Annotated in this window: 22 protein-coding genes and 1 pseudogene; 10 read left to right on the top strand and 13 right to left on the bottom strand. The window is 38.7% G+C overall.

Features of this window, described 5'->3' with window-relative positions:
• Window positions 1–67: 67 nt before the first annotated feature.
• Window positions 68–1,372 carry a GGDEF domain-containing protein gene (locus MKZ02_RS10935; protein WP_340853536.1) on the bottom strand — a complete coding sequence of 435 codons (1,305 nt, stop codon included), beginning with the start codon at window positions 1,370–1,372 and terminating at the stop codon, window positions 68–70.
• A 460-nt stretch (window positions 1,373–1,832) separates the two neighbouring features.
• On the opposite strand from MKZ02_RS10935, the gene MKZ02_RS10940 reads away from it, so the two are divergent.
• Both MKZ02_RS10940 and MKZ02_RS10945 read left to right on the top strand, forming a co-directional pair.
• Window positions 1,833–2,549 carry a CAP domain-containing protein gene (locus MKZ02_RS10940; RefSeq protein ID WP_340853537.1) on the top strand — a complete coding sequence of 239 codons (717 nt, stop codon included), beginning with the start codon at window positions 1,833–1,835 and terminating at the stop codon, window positions 2,547–2,549.
• 110 nt (window positions 2,550–2,659) lie between these two features.
• Complete coding sequence (locus MKZ02_RS10945) at window positions 2,660–3,451, top strand: SDR family oxidoreductase (protein ID WP_340853538.1); 792 nt, start codon at window positions 2,660–2,662, stop codon at window positions 3,449–3,451.
• Between the two features lie 252 nt (window positions 3,452–3,703).
• Here the strand turns inward: MKZ02_RS10945 and MKZ02_RS10950 are convergent.
• Window positions 3,704–4,278, bottom strand: a pseudogene (locus MKZ02_RS10950) (XRE family transcriptional regulator).
• 109 nt (window positions 4,279–4,387) lie between these two features.
• Here MKZ02_RS10950 and MKZ02_RS10955 point away from each other — a divergent pair.
• Both MKZ02_RS10955 and MKZ02_RS10960 read left to right on the top strand, forming a co-directional pair.
• Entirely contained in the window at window positions 4,388–4,999 is a 612-nt protein-coding gene (locus MKZ02_RS10955) for a LysE family translocator (protein WP_340853540.1), read from the top strand.
• 456 nt (window positions 5,000–5,455) lie between these two features.
• Window positions 5,456–6,859, top strand: a complete 1,404-nt coding sequence (locus tag MKZ02_RS10960; RefSeq protein WP_340853541.1) for a M28 family peptidase — start codon at window positions 5,456–5,458, stop codon at window positions 6,857–6,859.
• Between the two features lie 334 nt (window positions 6,860–7,193).
• Here MKZ02_RS10960 and MKZ02_RS10965 read toward each other — a convergent pair whose 3' ends face one another.
• Together MKZ02_RS10965 and MKZ02_RS10970 are read right to left on the bottom strand one after the other, a co-directional pair.
• Window positions 7,194–8,570 (bottom strand): MATE family efflux transporter, encoded by a 1,377-nt coding sequence (locus MKZ02_RS10965; protein WP_340853543.1) that lies wholly within the window; start codon window positions 8,568–8,570, stop codon window positions 7,194–7,196.
• 158 nt (window positions 8,571–8,728) lie between these two features.
• The gene (locus tag MKZ02_RS10970; protein ID WP_120032400.1) at window positions 8,729–9,286 is read right to left on the bottom strand and encodes a GNAT family N-acetyltransferase; all 558 of its coding nucleotides are present in this window, start codon (window positions 9,284–9,286) and stop codon (window positions 8,729–8,731) included.
• A 332-nt stretch (window positions 9,287–9,618) separates the two neighbouring features.
• On the opposite strand from MKZ02_RS10970, the gene MKZ02_RS10975 reads away from it, so the two are divergent.
• The 3 genes from MKZ02_RS10975 (at window position 9,619) to MKZ02_RS10985 (ending at window position 11,614) form a co-directional block, all read left to right on the top strand.
• Window positions 9,619–10,497, top strand: coding sequence for a patatin-like phospholipase family protein (locus tag MKZ02_RS10975; protein ID WP_340853545.1), 879 nt, complete (start codon window positions 9,619–9,621; stop codon window positions 10,495–10,497).
• Between the two features lie 239 nt (window positions 10,498–10,736).
• Window positions 10,737–11,414, top strand: a complete 678-nt coding sequence (locus tag MKZ02_RS10980) for a DUF421 domain-containing protein (RefSeq protein WP_340853546.1) — start codon at window positions 10,737–10,739, stop codon at window positions 11,412–11,414.
• An 8-nt stretch (window positions 11,415–11,422) separates the two neighbouring features.
• Window positions 11,423–11,614, top strand: coding sequence for a hypothetical protein (locus MKZ02_RS10985; protein ID WP_340856475.1), 192 nt, complete (start codon window positions 11,423–11,425; stop codon window positions 11,612–11,614).
• On the opposite strand, the gene MKZ02_RS10990 is transcribed toward MKZ02_RS10985, so the two are convergent.
• The gene (locus MKZ02_RS10990; RefSeq protein WP_120032394.1) at window positions 11,568–11,774 is read right to left on the bottom strand and encodes a cold-shock protein; all 207 of its coding nucleotides are present in this window, start codon (window positions 11,772–11,774) and stop codon (window positions 11,568–11,570) included. The genes MKZ02_RS10985 and MKZ02_RS10990 overlap by 47 nt on opposite strands.
• Window positions 11,775–11,885: 111 nt before the next feature.
• Window positions 11,886–12,062 (bottom strand): aspartyl-phosphate phosphatase Spo0E family protein, encoded by a 177-nt coding sequence (locus MKZ02_RS10995; protein ID WP_120032392.1) that lies wholly within the window; start codon window positions 12,060–12,062, stop codon window positions 11,886–11,888.
• A 248-nt stretch (window positions 12,063–12,310) separates the two neighbouring features.
• Here MKZ02_RS10995 and MKZ02_RS11000 point away from each other — a divergent pair, with 248 nt between their 5' ends.
• On the top strand, window positions 12,311–12,535 hold the full coding sequence (locus MKZ02_RS11000) for a hypothetical protein (RefSeq protein WP_120032390.1): 225 nt from the start codon (window positions 12,311–12,313) through the stop codon (window positions 12,533–12,535).
• A 118-nt stretch (window positions 12,536–12,653) separates the two neighbouring features.
• On the opposite strand, the gene MKZ02_RS11005 is transcribed toward MKZ02_RS11000, so the two are convergent.
• The 6 genes from MKZ02_RS11005 to MKZ02_RS11030 form a co-directional block, all read right to left on the bottom strand.
• Window positions 12,654–12,827, bottom strand: coding sequence for an asparagine synthase (locus MKZ02_RS11005; RefSeq protein ID WP_120032388.1), 174 nt, complete (start codon window positions 12,825–12,827; stop codon window positions 12,654–12,656).
• 434 nt (window positions 12,828–13,261) lie between these two features.
• Complete coding sequence (locus MKZ02_RS11010) at window positions 13,262–13,384, bottom strand: YjcZ family sporulation protein (RefSeq protein WP_120032385.1); 123 nt, start codon at window positions 13,382–13,384, stop codon at window positions 13,262–13,264.
• Between the two features lie 503 nt (window positions 13,385–13,887).
• Window positions 13,888–14,025, bottom strand: a complete 138-nt coding sequence (locus MKZ02_RS11015) for a hypothetical protein (RefSeq protein WP_182916967.1) — start codon at window positions 14,023–14,025, stop codon at window positions 13,888–13,890.
• A gap of 156 nt (window positions 14,026–14,181) precedes the next feature.
• Window positions 14,182–14,400: a hypothetical protein gene (locus MKZ02_RS11020; protein WP_340853549.1), complete on the bottom strand. Its 219-nt coding sequence runs from the start codon at window positions 14,398–14,400 to the stop codon at window positions 14,182–14,184.
• 177 nt (window positions 14,401–14,577) lie between these two features.
• Window positions 14,578–14,880 carry a DUF2642 domain-containing protein gene (locus MKZ02_RS11025; protein WP_120032378.1) on the bottom strand — a complete coding sequence of 101 codons (303 nt, stop codon included), beginning with the start codon at window positions 14,878–14,880 and terminating at the stop codon, window positions 14,578–14,580.
• 103 nt (window positions 14,881–14,983) lie between these two features.
• Window positions 14,984–15,898, bottom strand: a complete 915-nt coding sequence (locus MKZ02_RS11030) for a DMT family transporter (RefSeq protein WP_340853550.1) — start codon at window positions 15,896–15,898, stop codon at window positions 14,984–14,986.
• 138 nt (window positions 15,899–16,036) lie between these two features.
• Here MKZ02_RS11030 and MKZ02_RS11035 point away from each other — a divergent pair, with 138 nt between their 5' ends.
• Window positions 16,037–16,315 (top strand): hypothetical protein, encoded by a 279-nt coding sequence (locus tag MKZ02_RS11035; RefSeq protein WP_120032376.1) that lies wholly within the window; start codon window positions 16,037–16,039, stop codon window positions 16,313–16,315.
• A gap of 389 nt (window positions 16,316–16,704) precedes the next feature.
• Here the strand turns inward: MKZ02_RS11035 and MKZ02_RS11040 are convergent, their stop codons facing one another.
• Window positions 16,705–17,379 carry a GntR family transcriptional regulator gene (locus tag MKZ02_RS11040; RefSeq protein ID WP_120032373.1) on the bottom strand — a complete coding sequence of 225 codons (675 nt, stop codon included), beginning with the start codon at window positions 17,377–17,379 and terminating at the stop codon, window positions 16,705–16,707.
• A gap of 242 nt (window positions 17,380–17,621) precedes the next feature.
• Here MKZ02_RS11040 and MKZ02_RS11045 point away from each other — a divergent pair, with 242 nt between their 5' ends.
• Window positions 17,622–18,425, top strand: a complete 804-nt coding sequence (locus MKZ02_RS11045) for a transporter substrate-binding domain-containing protein (RefSeq protein ID WP_120032371.1) — start codon at window positions 17,622–17,624, stop codon at window positions 18,423–18,425.
• Window positions 18,426–18,449: the final 24 nt, after the last annotated feature.

An 18,449-nucleotide genomic window follows, 5' to 3' on the forward strand; every position in this document is an offset into this window, starting at 1 on the left:
TTTTTTTGCTGTAAAGATTTATTGCTCATTTTTATTTAGGCCGTGTTGTATTCACCTGCTCATACAATCAAATAGAGATGGTGGTTGATATTTTTAATTGATTTCTACCGGCTTTTTTTGCTTCATATAGGGCGCTATCGGCTAGATCAATTAAATCTTCCTCTGTGTAACCTTGGTTGTTCGGGAGAAGGGTGGCCAGGCCTGCACTAATAGTCACATACTCACTGATTTGCGAGCGAAGGTGTGGGATTTTCAAGTTTTCCACACTTTTTCTGATTTCTTCTGCAGCTATGTCACTTTCTTCAAGTGTCGTATCTGTAAGGATGACGACAAATTCTTCTCCTCCATATCGGGCTATAAAGCCAGAAAACTCTACAGCTTTTCGCTCCATGGCAGCAGCCGCTTTTTTTAAGCAGTCATCCCCGCTTAAATGGCCATATGTGTCGTTATATAATTTAAAAAAATCAATATCTAGCAAGATAATGGACAGCGGCTTATTCCATTGGAGCGCTTTTTCTCGCTCAGATGACAATCTATCATCAAATGCTCGGCGGTTTGGGATGCCTGTTAAACCGTCCAAAGTAGAAAGACGATTTAATTGTTTGTTCATCTCTTTTAATTGATTTTCTGCTTCCTTCAATGGGGAAATATCTGAGAAGACAGCGACATAGTGGGTGGTTTTTCCCTTCCCATCTGTTAAGTTGCTTATATTTAGCCATTCAGTATAAGTGTGGCCGGATTTGTCTTTGTTGCAAATCTCACCTTGCCAATAACCGTTTGTCAGCAGATTCATCCACATTTCACGGTAGAAGGGATTCTCGTGTTTCCCGGATTGGAGCATACTGGGGCTCCGACCTTTCACTTCGTCAAAGCTGTAGCCGGTAATTTTGGTAAACCCTTCGTTAACATAGATAATTTTCTCGTCTGCATCTGTAATAGCAACCCCCTGCTGTGTCGCTTCCAATACTTTTGCAAACAGCTTTAGTTCAGTCTCACTTTTTTTCTGTTCGGTAATATCTTGGATTTGAGAAATAAAGAAGAGCGGCTTATTCTCCTGATCACAAACGATAGAAGAAGTTAATAAAACCGTAATAACCTGTCCGTTCTTGTGAAAATATCGTTTCACCATTTGGTAAGAACGGCTCTCTCCGCGAATCAGTTCATTAACATGTGTCAAATCAATTTGTAAATCATCCGGATGAGTAATATCTTTAAAGGTAATTTGGAGTAATTCCTCCTCATCGTACCCTGTTAATTTACACATCGCATGATTAACCTTCAACCATTTTCCATCAAGACCCACAAGAGCCATTCCTATGCCGGAATGATGAAAAGCATTAGAAAACAGTAAATCATTCTCGAAATTTTCCATGTTTAGCATCCCTCAAATTAACAAACTTATCTATTCTAATAATAAATCATTTATAAATATTGTAAACAAAGAAAAAAATTACTAGATTTTCCGGAGAGCAGAGGAAGGAAATAATCACTGCTGTGGTCTTTATTCTGTGAAAAAGAAATGTCGGAGTTGTCATGAGAATGTCTTTTTTGAAAAAAAGGTTTGTTTTTTCCCCTTTTTTAAAAAAATAAAACGTGCCAATTTCATGAAAAGGACCCTCCACCATGGAAAACATTCCGAGAAATTCTTCCCCATGAAAACAATGACAAACGTTGGTATTTCAGGGATGAGCCTTTCTAATAGATAAATAGAAGAAGCCGCTTTCTTTTTTTAAAAGGAGCTGGCTTTTTTGCTATGAATTGCCTCTCTTATTACAAAACAATCATGTTACGATTTTACTGTCAAAAAAAGAAAAAGTAGGAGTGAAGTTTACATGAACAAAAAAGTAGTTGTTTCATTGGCAGCCTCATTAACATTGTTTGCTTCTCCATTTGTAAATAAAACAGAAGCAGCACAAGTTTCACAGCCAACAGTGAAAGTTCAATGCCAGACTGGACAAGTAGTAGTTCCTAAAGAAGTATATCAACAATTAGCTCAAGGAAATATCAGTTTGCAATGGATTTTGAAAAACTATGGCCTGACAGCACAACAAGTGCCGTCAACAAAACCAGAAGCAAAGCCGGCACCAACAACAAAACCAACACAAACAACAAAACCAACACAAACAACAAAACCAACACAAACAACAAAACCAACACAAACAACAGCTGGATTAAGTGCGTTCGAACAGCAAGTAATTGATCTTACAAATAATGAGCGCCAAAAAGCTGGATTGCAGCCTTTAAAAGCTGATAGTGAGTTAAGCTCAGTAGCTAGAAAGAAATCAGAAGATATGCTGGCAAAAAATTATTTCTCACACACTAGTCCAACATACGGCTCTCCATTTGATATGATGAAGAAATTTGGTATTACTTACCGCACAGCAGGAGAAAATATTGCTAAAGGACAACGCACACCTGCAGAGGTAGTTAAAGCTTGGATGGAAAGCCCTGGCCACCGTGCGAATATTTTGAATAAAGATTATACGCATATTGGTGTTGGCTATGTAGAGAACGGAAACATCTGGACACAAATGTTTATTGGAAAATAAATGAGCAGGAGCACCGTGATATCACGGTGCTTTTTTTATGGTTATATTTGCATATTTCAAAGGGGATGATTAGTATAATTTATATATATTACTTTTTTGGAGAGGATGTTATGGGGAGGAAAACGGCACTGATTACAGGCGGTTCAAGAGGAATTGGCAAGTGGACAGCAACTATTCTTGCTGAATGCGGATGCAATATAATCATTAATTACCGTTCAAGCAAGGAAGCCGCAGAAAAATTGGCAGTTGATTTATCAGAAAAGTTTGATATCCAGGCTATCGTGGTACAGGGAGATGTTTCAAAAAAAGAGGACTGTGAACGATTGATTGGCCACTCTGTCGAATTTTTCGGCGGGATAGATATCTTGATACATAATGCAGGCCCCTATGTCTCTCTGCGAAAAACGATGGATGAATACGATTGGGACGAATGGCAATACATGATCAATGGGAATTTAAACAGTGTCTTTTATTTAACAAAGCTAACGATGCCCTACATGCGTGCCAAAACGTGGGGAAGGGTCATTACATTCGGGTATGACCGGGTGGAAACGGCGCCAGGATGGATTTATCGTTCAGCCTTTGCCGCGGCAAAAGCCGGCCTTGCATCTCTTACAAGAACAATCTCCATAGAAGAAGCAAAAAATGGAATCACTGCTAATATGATTTGTCCTGGCGATATTGCCGATCGTTGGAAAGAAGAGACAATTGCAAACGCAAAGCGTGAAAGCAGCTCTATTGTTCCGGTTGGCCGGCCAGGAACAGGAGAAGATCTCGCCAGAGTGGTTTCTTTTCTCGTCTCTGATGATGCCGATTTTATTACCGGCAGCATGATACCGGTTACTGGCGGACAAGATGTTCTTGGGAAAATTTATCACGCAAATTATGATAGCCATGTATAAGAGACTCTCTCATTAAGTCACTAGAACAAGCCATGTGCATGTATGGTTTCATAAAAAGAGAAAAAATTATTTTGAATTGCTTTCAAGGGTAGTGAGTGAATCCTTTATTAAATGATTTAGTAGAACTTATTATTTCAGAATAGAGGTCGATAAAGGAAATAATCGGTTGAATAAAATACAGAACGATCACCAGCCTTGTAATCTTGTGATCAAAGGAGAAGAGCCTTTCTGTAATCCATATGGAGAGGCTCTTTATAGTGGATTTGCTTTTTTATTTTCTAAGACAGCTTTTTTTAAAGAGGGTGGTGTCACAGAAAACAAGATACTGGTTTCTTTATTTGTTTGATTCAACCACTGGTGTTCTGTATGAGCTGGAACTTCCACACTATCTCCAGTTTGCCATTCATATTCGTCTCCTGACAATGTTAATTGAAGAGGACCCACTAATACATAGGCAACTTCTTCCTCTTTATGTGTAAGCGACTGTTCTGAAGAGCTGTTCTCTGGTGATAAGCGCACAATCGCAGTAGCCAGCTGGCTTGTAAAGTCGGGAGAAAGTAGTTCGTAGTGAAGGCCAACGATAATTATTTTCCTTTACTTCCCTATCTTTGCAATTAGTTCTTTTGTGTTGACTTCGTCCATTTAAAATGTAAACAGAGGGACGTCTTGCACTTTGGACAATGATTTTATTGTTTAAATAGAAGGATTAGCGTTGCTTTTTCAATTGGGCTTAACATAGAAGGGGGACTTTCTGTGCGCTTTGTTAACTTCCTTAATGAAAGACCGTCTTTTTTCACGACGCTCTGACTTTTTGGCCAATAAATAATTGGTTCATGTAGCACCTTTTGTTTTATTCTATTGAATGAAATAATAAAGTTCATTGAATAAATCAAATTAAATATGCTTTGTAAAGACGGACAAATAGGAGGGGAAACAATGATTACTTTTATAATTATGACACTATTCGTTGTTATAAGCCCCGGGATTGATACGGCTTTAATTACGAAACGAACCATAGCAGAGGGAAGAAATGCTGGCTTCCAAATGGCATTTGGTATTGCAGCTGGTTCACTTGCTCATACACTTGCTGCTACTTTAGGATTGTCTGCTCTTTTACTGCAATCTGCCATAGCATTTAATCTCGTTAAATGGGTCGGTGCTATTTATCTGATTTACTTAGGGATTGTCGCGTTTTTACCTAAAAAAAGCACCCACATACAAGAAAAGCAGCTCATAAAAAAACATAAATCAGCTTTTCAGGAAGGGCTTTTTTCAAATTTGCTAAATCCGAAAGTAGCTGTTTTCTTTTTAACTTTTCTGCCTCAGTTTGTAACAAATGCTGATCGTATAACGTTTGATCTGTTACTAATGGGCTCTACCTATGCCCTGCTATCAATCATTTGGTTTATTGTGTATGTTATTTGTCTCCACTTTATTCGTGAGTGGTTATTAGCGCCTTCCGTACAGAATTGGATTGAGAAAACCACAGGGATAGTGTTGGTAGGGTTTGGGGTTAGGCTTTTATTTGTGAAAGCGGATGTCTCCTGAATGTGTATAATTTTGAACTGGATAAAGAGCAGAGCATTGGTTATATTTGCATGGATGGTGCTGGAAAAGTGAGTTGATACTATAGATTGGATCGGCTCATGTTTTTTGAAAAAAATATAAAAGAAGAGCTTTTTCACAAATTTTAAGTGTGTGTAGACGAAACACAAGACTTTTTATAAACAAAATTTTCTTGTATAGACAGTTTGTTAAGAGTAGAAAGCGATGGTCCTTATTAATTAATTTAGGTTTATCTATCTAGGAAGAAGCACCTGTCTATTCTTAGGATTTCTTGCTTTTACAACATTATTTATCAATCAGCATCTATTTTTACAGGAGGAAAGTAATTAAAAATTACGATTTTTCTGTTTATTTGTAGAATGGTAACTGTTTACTAACTAAGTAAAATCATTGATAATTTACTGGAAGCATGTCTATCTTCAAAATAGGAGGGGTTCAATGAGTAAGAAAAAAGTGATGTCTATTCTGTTAACAGCAGGATTAGCACTAAGTGTTCAAGGAGCTTATGCCCAGGCTCCTAAAAACGCACCAAATTCAAATGCTGCTTCAGCGTTTGACAACAAGATTATAAAAAAAATTAATGCTGACAATATGTATAACACGATCGCTTTATTGTCGGAACAGCCTCGGGCGGCGGGTACTGATGGAGAGTTAAAAGGGGCAAACTACATAAAAAGCCAATTTGAAAAATATGGCTATGAGACAGAATTGCAGCCTTTTAAATTCTATGAGGCAGTCAGAAATAATGCAAGCGGAATTCTAGAAGTTGGCGGGCAAAATTTAAAGCCGTACGTGGTTTCGGGTTCTTACAGTGACGAGGTAACGGCCGAAATGATTCATGTGGGCAAAGCGCTAGCGGGCACTGTACCGAATACGGTAAAAGGAAAAATTGCCCTCATTGAGCGCGGGGATATCGCTTTCGTCGAAAAGATTCAAAATGTTTTGGAAAAAGGGGCCGTTGGGGTAATCTTTTATAACAATTCTGGCACATCTAATGCATTTGGTCAGGCGGATTATGGACAGAATATTCCGGTTGTTTCTATTACCAGAGCACAAGGCTTAGAGTTGGCAGAACAATTAAAAGCAGGCTCGAAAACCGCATATCTTAAAGTAGCAGGCTCCGGCATGGAGGAGAAAACTTCTTACAATGTGATTGCTAAAATGAAGCCGCATAAAAACAAGGATACCGGACAGGTTGTAATGATTGGTGCACATCATGATTCTGTTCCAGGCGGTCCTGGTGCCAACGATGATGCCTCCGGCGTATCGGCTGTATTAGAGCTTGCCAGAGTAATGGCCAATATGCCGATTGATACCGAATTACGATTCGTTACATTTGGTGCGGAGGAAAAAGGATTGTTAGGATCTTATCATTATGCAGGTACTTTAAGTGATCAAGAAGCAGACCGAATTGTAGGGCATTTCCAAATGGACATGATCGGAAGCAAGGATGCCGGCGGTGACAACAAAGCTAACGGTTTAATCATGTATACGATTGATGGCAAGAAAAACTTAGTGACAGATCTTGCTTCAGCTGCAGGGTCAAGAACGGCTTTAGGAGAATCGGTGCCATACGGACAATTGGGGCGCAGCGACCATCAGCCATTCCATGAACTTGGCATTCCAGCGGCCTTATTTATTCATTCCCCGCTGGAGCCATGGTACCATACACCGGCAGATACGATTGACAAAATTGACAAAAATAAGCTGCAGGAAACCGCTGAAATTATTGGAGCATCTGTCTACCAAATTGCCAGACCCGATACACCAGCTCTCGAGCACTCGCGGGTTGCTCCTAAGCCTGTCGATTACGATTTCGAAAATCGTCCCCCAGGTGCCTAATAAAACAATGAATGCCTTTTAAAAAAGAGCGCTTCTTCCGCTGAAATGATTCAGTTTAGGAAGAGCGCTTTTTCGTTTAAATCAAAGAAGAATGGCGAGGGAAGAATGCAGTCTAAAATGGTTTATAATAAAGCTTAGCCAAAAGAACTTCTCCAGCTGAGGTGCTGTTAAGCCTATGAGTAAACGGATTTTTGCAGCAGATGAGGAAGGTGGAGAGCAGAGGATGTAATAAAATTTTTTAGCGAAGCTTAGGGCTGCAAGCGAACGAGAAACCTCCGGAAAGAAGAGGTTTCTCGTTATAGAAAAGTCAAAACAGACGCTTTTTTTTATTTAATCAGCCATGAAGATTACTGATTGAGCTATCGGCTTGAGAGTGCTTCCTCTGAATAATAAGCAGGCGTGTAGAGAGTGTTAAAGCGCCGGCCGTCAAGCCGGAAATTAAACCAATCCAGTAGCCGTATGCTTCGAGCTCGGTCGTATTGGCAAGATAATATCCTAGCGGCAGACCAATCACCCAGTAACTGATCATTGTCATAACGAAGGTGGTATTTACATCTTTATAGCCACGGAGGGCTCCCTGAACAGGAGCTTGAATGGCATCTGATAGCTGAAACAGAGCCGCAAATAGCAAAAAGTGGATCGTTAGGCTCAGTACTTCTTCGTCTTTGGTGTAGAAAGACGCAATCTGCTCACGGAATAACATAAGTAAAAGGATGCATAATAGCGAGAAGCAGACGGCCGTTCCTACTCCAAGCCAACTGAAGATTTTGGCGTTTCTCAATCTGGAAGCCCCAACTTCATAGCCGACAATAATTGTTAGGCTCATAGAAATGCTGAGAGGAAGCATGTAGAGAAGGGAGGCAAAATTGATCGCTACTTGATGAGCGGCAATTACTGTCGTGCTATATTCGCTCATCAACAAAGTAACAGCAGAAAAGATGCTTGTTTCAAAAAAGATAGATAGCCCAATCGGCACGCCCATAAATAAAATTTCTTTCCATTTAGTTAATGATATGGCAGGGAAAGAATGAAAAATTTGAAACTGATTAAATGGCTGCTTCCGGTGAATAATAAAGATAGCAATCATCATAATTAACCAATAAGTAATGGCTGATGCATAGCCAGCTCCAACACCTCCCAAAGCAGGCAATCCCCACTTCCCAAAAATAAGAGCATAATTGAAAAATACATTTAATGGCAAGGACACAAGCGTAATGATCATGGAGGTTCTTGTCATGCCAAGCGCATCGATGAAACAACGGAGGACTGCATAAACAAAAACAGGGATAAGACCGAATGATAAAGCAATGATATAATTCTTGGCTATTTCTCTTACAGTTCCTTCAAGGCTCATCCTGTTTAAAACAGGGTCCAGGGCTATGCTGCCAATCACAAAAACAAAGACCGCCAGCACAACAGAGGCATAGATGCCTTGCATTACTGTGAAGGGTACTTCTTTGGTCTTTTTAGCACCGGTCAGTTGGGCGACAATTGGCGTGATGGCGAGCAGAATGCCGCTTAATCCAGTGTATACAGGCACCCATAAGGAAGAGCCAATGGCTACGCCAGCCAAGTCATCAGCAGAGTATCGGCTGGACATCATAATATCAAAGAAGTTCATAGAGAACATTCCTAATTGGGTGATAAATATAGGAATTAAAATGTACATGAGCCTCTTGATTCTTTGTTTAAGGGTAAACGTTTGTTCCATTTTTTGTTCTCCTTCATTTGGCAACTATAGATAGAATGAGAGAATTATACCATAAAAGTGATCGTACCGCCTGACACATATGAAAACCCCACCAGCGGACGCTGGTGGGGGAAAGGGAAGATGGAGCTGATAGTTAGAAAGATAGGGGACAGCACAGATCAAGCTTCCAACGCTTGTTCTTCTGCCGCTTCGCTTTGCTGGCGCAGAGTATAAAAAGTAAACAAATCCCTGGATACTTCAAACAGATCAAATACTTCATCATGTTCATTAATGCGGGAATAGACCGCGGATCGAGTTTCATTAGCGAGGATAGCGTAAGGAAGTTTTTCTGCTGCTTTGCGTGACCGGGTATTTGTTTTACGAATCCGCATAAAGATGGCTTCCATATCCAGTTCAAAGAATAATTCGTGAAAGAAGGCTTCCTTTGCCGGAGCGTTGTATCCTTTTCCGTGAAATGGTTTGCCGAGCCATGTGCCGAGAAAACCACACCCATCCTGAATATCATATAAATTAATTGTACCGATCGGATTGCCCCATTCGTCGGTAATGGTACGGGAGACTAATTCTCCTCTCTCCTCTGCTTCAATTGTTTGCTTTGTAACAAACACAAATTCCTCATAGGAGTGGGCTTTTTGGCGCACAAAAGGGAAGACTTCCGGGTGCGTCATTAAGTCAAATAGTACATGACTGTCATGTACATCGCGCTTCTTTAACATGTTAATCCCTCCAAATGAGGGCACTCCGGTCCTGTTGTGTCCGAATCCACCCTCGAAATTTTTCATAGCATTCACAAAAAATTTCGGGGTGGGAATCGAACCCACTAGAACCAGCTAAAGAAGCTGGTGGCGCACCATTTGCCTTCCCTAATACTCATCAAATTGTTTCAAAGCTAAATCTATCATACAAAAATTTTTTCTATTTGAAAATAGATTTTTCACCTGTTTTCGTAAAAAATTTTTCTTATAAAATATCCGCTTTTCCTTAAGCAAATCAAGCGTGTCAGTGGAGAGAGTCTGATACAATATAGTATGAAAAGGAGTGGGTGAACATGCACACAAAGACAGGTCTCGTTCTAGAAGGCGGCGGCATGCGAGGAGTATATACAGCCGGTGTGCTCGACTTTTTTCTTGAGAATAAAATAGAGTTTCCCTATGTGATTGGGGTTTCAGCTGGAGCCTGTAATGCCGCGTCCTACATCTCTAAACAGTGGGGCCGAAATAAGCGGGTAAATATTGGTTTTATCCGTGATCCAAAGTATATTTCGCTGCGGAATTACTTTAGGAAAGGTGAACTATTTGGTATGGATTATGTTTTTGATATTATTCCTAACCAAATCGTGCCGTTTGACTACGATGAATTTAATCGTAGTGAAACAGAATTTGTTATTGGTACAACGGATTGTCATACAGGTGAGCCGGTGTACTTTAGCAGAAAAGAATATAAAGAAGAGTTATTAATGCCAATTAGGGCATCAAGTTCGTTACCATTTGCTGCTCCCATTGTTTCTTTCCAAGGGTATGAGCTGCTTGATGGGGGAATGAGCGACCCTATTCCGGTCAGGAAAGCGGAAGAGGATGGCTGCAGCCGCAATGTTATTATTCTTACCCAGCATGAAGGTTATATGAAAAAACCTTCCCGCCTGAATTTTATGATAAGACGTAAGTATGCCGCCTATCCAGGAGTAGTAAGAACGCTCGAAGAAAGATGGAGACATTATAATCGGACAGTTGAGTATATTGACCAGCTTCAAAAAGAGAACAAAGCCTTTGTTATTCGTCCAACGCAGCCGCTTGAAGTCGGCCGCATCGAACGCAACCCGCGCAAATTGACAAAGTTGTACGATTTGGGCTGGCAAAATGCGGCGGATATATTTAACGAGCTGACTGATTGGCTTGGTGAAGAGAAAGCAGCAAAGCCTTTAAAATAGCAATCATTCAAGAGCGATAAGTTAAAGAGCGAACCTGTTTATTCAAATAACAGGTTCGCTCTTTTTCCGTTTAGGAATTTCAGCAGCTAAAGAATTAAAGGAAGTGGGAGTGGAAGGGAAGAAACTTCTGCTAGGATGTAGGGCGGTAGGTTTAAGAGATAAATTGGAAGGTTCATGGGGAATGAAATAGGGAAAGGGATGGTAAGGATACAACCGCGCCTGCCACAGGAGGTAAATTCATGTATTTAGATATTACACTAAAGATTATTGTTGGATTAGTGAGCTTGCTAATAGTCATTCGGCTGCTCGGAAAGAAAGAACTGTCCCAAATTACTCCATTTGATTTTGTCTATTTAATTTTGCTTGGAAGCTTTTTAGAAGAAGGAATTTTTGATGAAAAAATCTCTATTTTTCAAGTGGTTTATGCTATTTTGCTTTGGGGAACGCTCATTTACCTAATTGAAAAGTTAGTGATGAAGTCAAATTGGTTTAGAAAGCTGTTAAAGGGAGAATCATCTGACATTATTGTCAAAGGAAAAATCAATGTAAAGGAATTAAAGAAGAACCATATAGAAATGGAGCAATTACGAACTTTGCTTCGAAGTCAGGGGTATTTTTCACTGGCTGAAGTAGAACATGCTACATTGGAAACGAGTGGAACATTAAGCGTGCTGCCAAAAGCAAAAGAATCTGCTATCACGCCTGCTATGATGAATATTAAGCCTAAGGAGAACGAGGCAACTTATTTGCTTGTGGATGAAGGGACAATAGACGAAAGAGAGTTAAAGAAAGTTGGCAAAGACAAAGAGTGGCTGAGGTATGAATTAAAGAGAGAAGGAGTAGAAGATATAACGGAGGTCTTTTACGGAGAATGGTCAGAAAATAATGGTTTTTACCTTATACCTTATAAAGAGTAAAAAAGAAAGTGAATCAGGCTGCTGATAACGCTCGCTTTCTTGAACGCTCATTGTTTGCTTCTCATCAGGATGGAGCTTGGAAGCCAAACGTTTTCAATCAGCCTGATAGTTTTAGAATAGACCATGTCTATATCTTAACGGACTTTTTCGCTTCTACTCTTTATGTACAGTGTTATTTTTCAAAGGATGAGTATGCCTAGTGCCGCTTTCCATTGAACTGCCGCAAAATGGACAGACAGGTGTTTCAACAGAAGAAAATGCCTTGCGCATCCAACCGTTGCAATTTTCTGAGGTGCACTCCCAGGTGCTAATATCTTCACTTGGCAAAGGCTCTTCACGTCTGTTATTATAATAAGCCATCTTGTCACTTCCTAATTTTTATTTTAATCCCCTTCTATTATCTCACACTCCTTTGCTTTTTTCTTAAGATTCTTTTTAGCTAAGTCATGGACAGCAGTAAATACCCAAAAATTAGTTGTTGGAAAGCTTAGTTAACCTTTGATATTTGTAGATCAGTTTATCTAGCTCTTCGCTGTATTGAATGGTTTCAAAGTGATGAAGTCCCTTAGTTGTTCCGACTTTAATCATTAATTTTCGTTTAGAATTGATTTCTTCAATTAGATCATTGAACATTTCATATCTCTCCATTTTCTAACTCTCCCGGACAAATATATTTGCGAAGAAGACACAACATTACATATTATGGCCGCTTCCTTTAAGTTTAGAAAGGTATTCGACAAAACTTCTAATAATGTTACATGATTAATCATTCTTTTACGTCTTCTTCTTACATACAATGAAGAGAGAAGGGAGGATGAAAGAGGAAAAGAAACTTTTTAGAGGAATTTACATAAAAGTAAAGAATTTGTATAGTAAGTGAATAAGGAGGCGGAAGAATGGCGGATCTATTCAGTTCGTTTGAAAATGTAAAAACCAGTGATCAGTTGCTCAATCTATTAAATGGAGATTGGAAGTTTGTTTGGCTGGAAGACGAACAGAGGGAAATCAAAGTAAATCTTCACGGCTGGAAGAATTATGCCTGTTATGAATTTACACATGCACCGCGTTATGGAATCTGCCCAATTGAAAATCTATGGGAATTTGTAAAAGTAACTAGTTAAATGCTTGGAAATAAATAGATGGCTTGAAAAACCCTTCTCCTTTTTGAGGAGAGGGGTTTTTATTGTTGCGAAGAATATAAGAAACAGGCAGGGGCAAAATTTGGCCTGCCTGTTTGCGTTATTGGCGATGCTGGAGTAAATCAATAGAGCCCAAGACAATGTGCGCTAGACCAAATCCAAAAACAGTGTTGGCAATCATTTTGTTTGAGTCGCGTTTTTGCTTTAGAGCATATCCCGCAGCTGTAACTGCTGTACCTAAAGCTGTTGGAATTAAGCCTTCACGAATTTCCATGCAGATTTCCTCCTATCGCATCCCGCATAATTTTATACTGGTTATTCTTGCTTTCAAGAAACTAGGCATCATTGTCAACGGAGAACTTAAGGCTTAGATGGGGAAAACTTAGCTTTTTGTTACATTTTTGATTGTTTTGTTCATTTCTTCTGCTCATGCAGTCTCAATAACATGTAGGCGTAAGGCAGAGGTGGATCTTTTAATATCACTGCCAACATTATTAATGTAACTTAAATAAAAAAATATATCCAAGAAAGTCCTGGATACAAAGGATATTCGTAAACAAACGAAGAATACAGTGATATGTATAAAATGCAGCCTAATACAAAAAATAAAAAACCAGACAGTGATCTCTGTCTGGTTTGTAAGCAACGAGAGAAAGGATACAGTGAGAAGGGGACAATCACTTGTAGCCATTCTTTAAAGTGTACAAATTAGTATCCGTAGCCTCCCATGAAAGTTGCGCCAATGATAATTAGGAGAATGAACAACACAACAATTAACGCGAAGCCGCTGCCGTAGCCGCCACCGCCGCCACCAGCGTAGCCGTAACCCATAGATTTTACCTCCTTTGTAACGGAATTACTACATTATATGAAGAAACATAATCAGCGATTGGACGGACGTACAAATTAGAAAAATAATGGAAAGACAAATCCTTTGCTTATGACAATAATTTGAGGAAGGGGATTATCATGGAAAGAGGAAATCAAAAGGAATATAGAACACAGGTGGAATACGGAAACTTAGACCAAAGAGGAACCCTCACAGGCCCCGATGATTCAGAAAAGGCAAATTACCCAAGAAGGCCCCAACATGTAGTCATTCAGCAAAGATCTACTAATGATTCAGTACAAGAAGAGCAGCAGGGATGAAAAACTTTGATTAGTTTTTCATCTTGTTTAGTTACAGAGCTTTAGCGTTTGGTTCGTGTAAAGCAAAAAAGAAGACTGGATAATCAGTCTTCTTTTTGATTATAGTTGGAATTTAAATAAAAAGGGAGCAATCGATTGAGCAAAGAGTATGATGGCCGGTTGCTGGAAGTACATCTGGAGAATGTTTACTTATTTGACTGAGAAGATTTCTTTTCATTTTCAGAGAAAAACCTTGGTTTTCGGGATAAGATGATTAAAGAGCTAATAAAGACAATGCCTAAGAGCATGGAGATGGCCCAGGCAAAATAATCAATGGGTGCCATATTCAACTCTCCTTTCCTTAAAGTGTTAAGAAAGTATATCCATAAATATAGATTTTATGTTTACCCAACTGAAAAAGAACGTAAACCCAACAATAGAGAAATAAAAAATATAGAAAGATAAGCCGTCTACATATGTGGAAGTTTCATAGGAGAAAGTTAATTGATCCATTCATCTATAATAGCGGCGGCTTCTTCTACACAGTCATAGGATTGAACCAGTTGGTTCTCAATCATTGTTACTTGGATAATTGTCGTGTTTTTTAAACAACAAACTGATAATAATGGCTGCCCGCCATTGCTGAATGTATGAGTAATTTCTACGGTATTATAATAGCGTAGCATTTCTAACATTTCCTTCAGCTTGTCTAAAGACATCCTAGCACTCCTTTCTTAAGATCATGGAAAGGGACTAAGCAAAATTACCATATAGGCCTTTTCTTTGTAGAATTAACCATAACATACTTTACAGAATATTTAAACAATTTGATATTTGAAAAGAGCTCAATCAATAAAAAAAGCGTCTTAGGACGCAGGAATATTGGTGAAGAGAGATTAGATTTTTCTGAAGTAGGTAATATGGGGATAACGAATATGATAGCTTATTCCATCTATAGTTAACTGAAGATGGTCAATGGCCACCCCAGTTAACGTACCCTCGAGAGAATCCGTTCCCATAACTACACGGATGTCCTCACCTACATGTATAAGCAAGTGATCGAGAAACACAGGTTCTGCCTTGATCGTATAAGAAGGGGATAAGCTTTTCATTATAGACGAGAATGTATCTGAATAGGAGTATTGGCCAGGCGGAAATAAGGAATTGGCTTTCGCATGATTGTAGGGATACCTTTTCATAAAAGTGAATCGCCTCCTTATTTCATAGCATATGCTGTTGTATCTGCTGATGACACACTGGCAAGGGAAGGTTTTCTCATTGCAAACAAGCAATGCTTTGTGTTTAAGAAGATTTTTTCGAAATAAGCGTTTGCTTGTTCGCCTTTTGTTTGGATTCTTGCACAATCACCACAGCTAAAATAACCATCACAATGCCAAAGTATTGCCAGGCATTTAATCTTTCATGAAAAATTAAAAGTCCTACAAGAGAGGCGACGACGGGTTCGATAGTAGCTATAATAGATGCCTGACTAGACTCTATCTTGCTTAGGCCCTTTGTATAAAGAATAAATGGCAGGGCGGTCGAGAAAAAGCCTAAGCCAATGATACATATCCAGGCTTTTATGTTCAACAGTAAAGGGCCGGCCAACCAGACGCCGCTAAAAGGGGTAATAGCGACAGCTGCAAACAAAAATGTATACACAGTAACAGTTAAAGAGTCATATTTTTGGAGAGCGAACTTTCCGAATATGCTGTAAAGAGCATAAAAAAGACCTGAGCCAAGGCCTAAGATGAAACCGTATAAGGAGATGGCTTCATTCATACTAGGCAAGATGCCAATCACAAATGAACAGCCGACAAATGTAACAACAAGAGCTGATATCTTTCGTGCGGTTAGTGCCTCTTTAAATAACAGCCTCGAAAAAATAACGACGAAAGCGGGTGCTGTATAAAGAAGGATGGAGGCAACAGAAATAGATGTTTCTTCAATGGCACTGAAAAGGCACCAGTTAAAAAAGACAATGCTGATAATGCCAGTTCCCACAAAGTATTTGCTATCCGACACTTTAATTTTTAAAAGTTGGCGGTTCTTAGTAAAAACATATAGGACTAAAAACAAAGCGGCGGATAAAGAGCGTAAGGCAACTACTTGTGCCGGCGTAAATCCTATTTCATATAGATAGGTAACAAATGCGCCAATGATTCCCCATAAAGAGGCAGCGACGCCAATAAATAGTAAGGCTACTTTATGATCCATCGTATTCTCCTTCCGTTGCTTTTACACTTTATATACTAGCAAAGATTTAATCCTTTGAATACAACTTGGCGGCACCGCCTTTTTCAACGATTAAAATAAGAAAAAAGTGGAAAGTCTGATAAAAAGGAGGCGGCAATCATGTATAAAGAAGGAAGCTGGGTAGAGATAAAACATCACAACGCAAAGGGATATGTTCTTGAATCGGATGACTACGGAGCGCTTGTCTGTGTGATCAAAAACGGAAAAGCAGAGGGTGAAAAACGGTTTAGTCATCATCAATTGGATAGAGCCGACAGCGAGCTTCTGTCGGAAGATGCAAAGGCTTTGACACATTTGCATATTAACATGGCATTGGATTCAGAAGACAAAAGCTGGTTTCATTCGCTAACGGATGGCTCTATGGAAGAAAGCAAATGAATGGTGAGAAATCGAGTGCATCGTGTTCTTTAGCGAGACCTACACGACAAAGCCTTAGAAAAAAGGGAAGAAGGTAGTAGTGTAAATAGCTTGAATGATCGAAAATAGTATAGCTCTTATAGCAGAGGTCAATCTTTTATCAAAATTTTCGTATCAAAGTGCACTCGTTTTCGATGTCTGAATTTCCGCGTTTGGAATAATTATCTGTTCGCTGTTCACAGCTTGAATTTACAGGAAATACGTGTTCCTGAAAATAGAATCCTTCTCTTTTACTTAAATTTGCAGGCTAAAGATAAAAAATGAATGACCAACGATATTCAGCTGCTTAGCTGAATATCGTTGGTCATTTTTTTATTTGCTGTTTATACGAGTCGTTTCTTTGTAAAAGGTTAAAAAATTTCATCTAGTTCTTTATATTCGGTGTAATGAATGGAAAGGCTCTTAAGAGCTCGCTTATAGTGATTTTCCAAAGCTATTTTTAGTTCATCTTCATTTTGCTGTTCCATCAACTTTAGAATATACATATGTTCTTCGGGGCTATAAGGCTCCTGCTCTGGGTTATCGAAAAATTCGTCATAGAGAAGCAGATAGATATTCGTCTGATTAATAAGCCGATCAATAAAGTCATTTAAAAATTTGTTATTACATTTTTTGGTAATCGCTACATGGAAAGATTTATTAGACTTAACATAGGCCTCAGAGTCTTTATCTAATAACACTCTATTTTCTTCTTTAATATTTTCTTTTATTTCTTCAAAGTCTGCTTCAGTCATTATTTTCATCGCTTGGCTGGCTGCTAAAAATTCCAAGGTAGCTCTTAATTCATAAGCTTGAATAATTTCTTCTTTCGTTGGACTCGTTACGAAGGCACCTTTATTCGGAATAATATCAACGAGCCCTTCTAAAGCTAACTTCTTTATAGCATTTCTAATTGGAGTTCTACTTACTTGCAGTGTATTAGAAATTTTATTTTCAACTAGCTGTTTTCCGGGTGCTAACTTACGGGATAAGATAGCCGTTTTAATATGGTCATATACATAGTGTTCCATTGAATGATTTTTCATAGAAATACTCACCTGCTCCTGTTTGAAGTAAAAGAGAAAAAGTTATATTGTTTATAATTTTCTAAAAATATTGACAACTATATTTTCTTTAGTATACACTAAAATAAATTGTAGTACAATCTTGGTCTACAATTTTGATCTACATATTTCAATCATGTTAGAGGCTAATTTTCAAAAGAAAAGCAAGGAATCACCAAATGAAAACGCTACCAAAATGATTATTAAAAAAGGGGGTTATAGGGATGAAGAAAAGACTTGGTCTATCAATTGTTGTGTTGTTGCTCATTAGCATGATGGCGGGATGCGGTGGAGAAAAAGCGGTTAGCGGGAACGAGAAGCAAAAAGTAACGGATAGAGTTAAACACTCAAAGACTTTAAAAGTAGGTTTTGAGGGGACATACCCGCCATTTAATTATTTGGATGATAACCAAAAATACAAAGGATTTGATGTAGATATTTCAAATGAAATAGCTAAGCGTTTAGGGGCAAAGACCGAATTTGTGGCAACAAAGTGGGATAGTCTGATCGGAGGACTGAAGGCGGATAAATTTGATATTATCATTGGGCAGATGACAGTAACTGAAGAGCGAAAAAAGAGTGTAGACTTTACAGATCCTTATGTTGTTACCGGATCGGTTTTAATTACTAGAAAAGATACCAGCAACATCAAAAAGCTGGAAGATATAAAAGGCAAAGAAGTTGGGGTAGGAGGCGGAACTACCTTTGAAGAAGTTGCTAAAAGCGTTGATGGAGCAAACGTGAAATTATACAAAGCTGTAAATGATTATGTACAGGATCTGGTGAATAAAAGACTAGATGTGATTATCAATGACCAATTATTAATGAGTTATAACATCAAAGAGAACAATCTTCCTCTTCAGATTTCAAGCGATATTTTAAATAAAGATGAGATTGGGATGGCCGTTAAAAAAGGCAATGAAGATTTTTTAGAAGAGGTAAATAAATCTTTAGCTGAAATGAAAGAAGATGGTACGTACAATGAAATTTACAAAAAGTGGTTTGGGACTGAACCGCTGAATAAATAAACTGTTCAGATCAAAATGAAAGGG

Origin of the sequence: Pseudobacillus sp. FSL P4-0506, assembly GCF_038003025.1 — a bacterium.
Taxonomy (GTDB): Bacteria; Bacillota; Bacilli; order Bacillales; family Domibacillaceae; genus Pseudobacillus.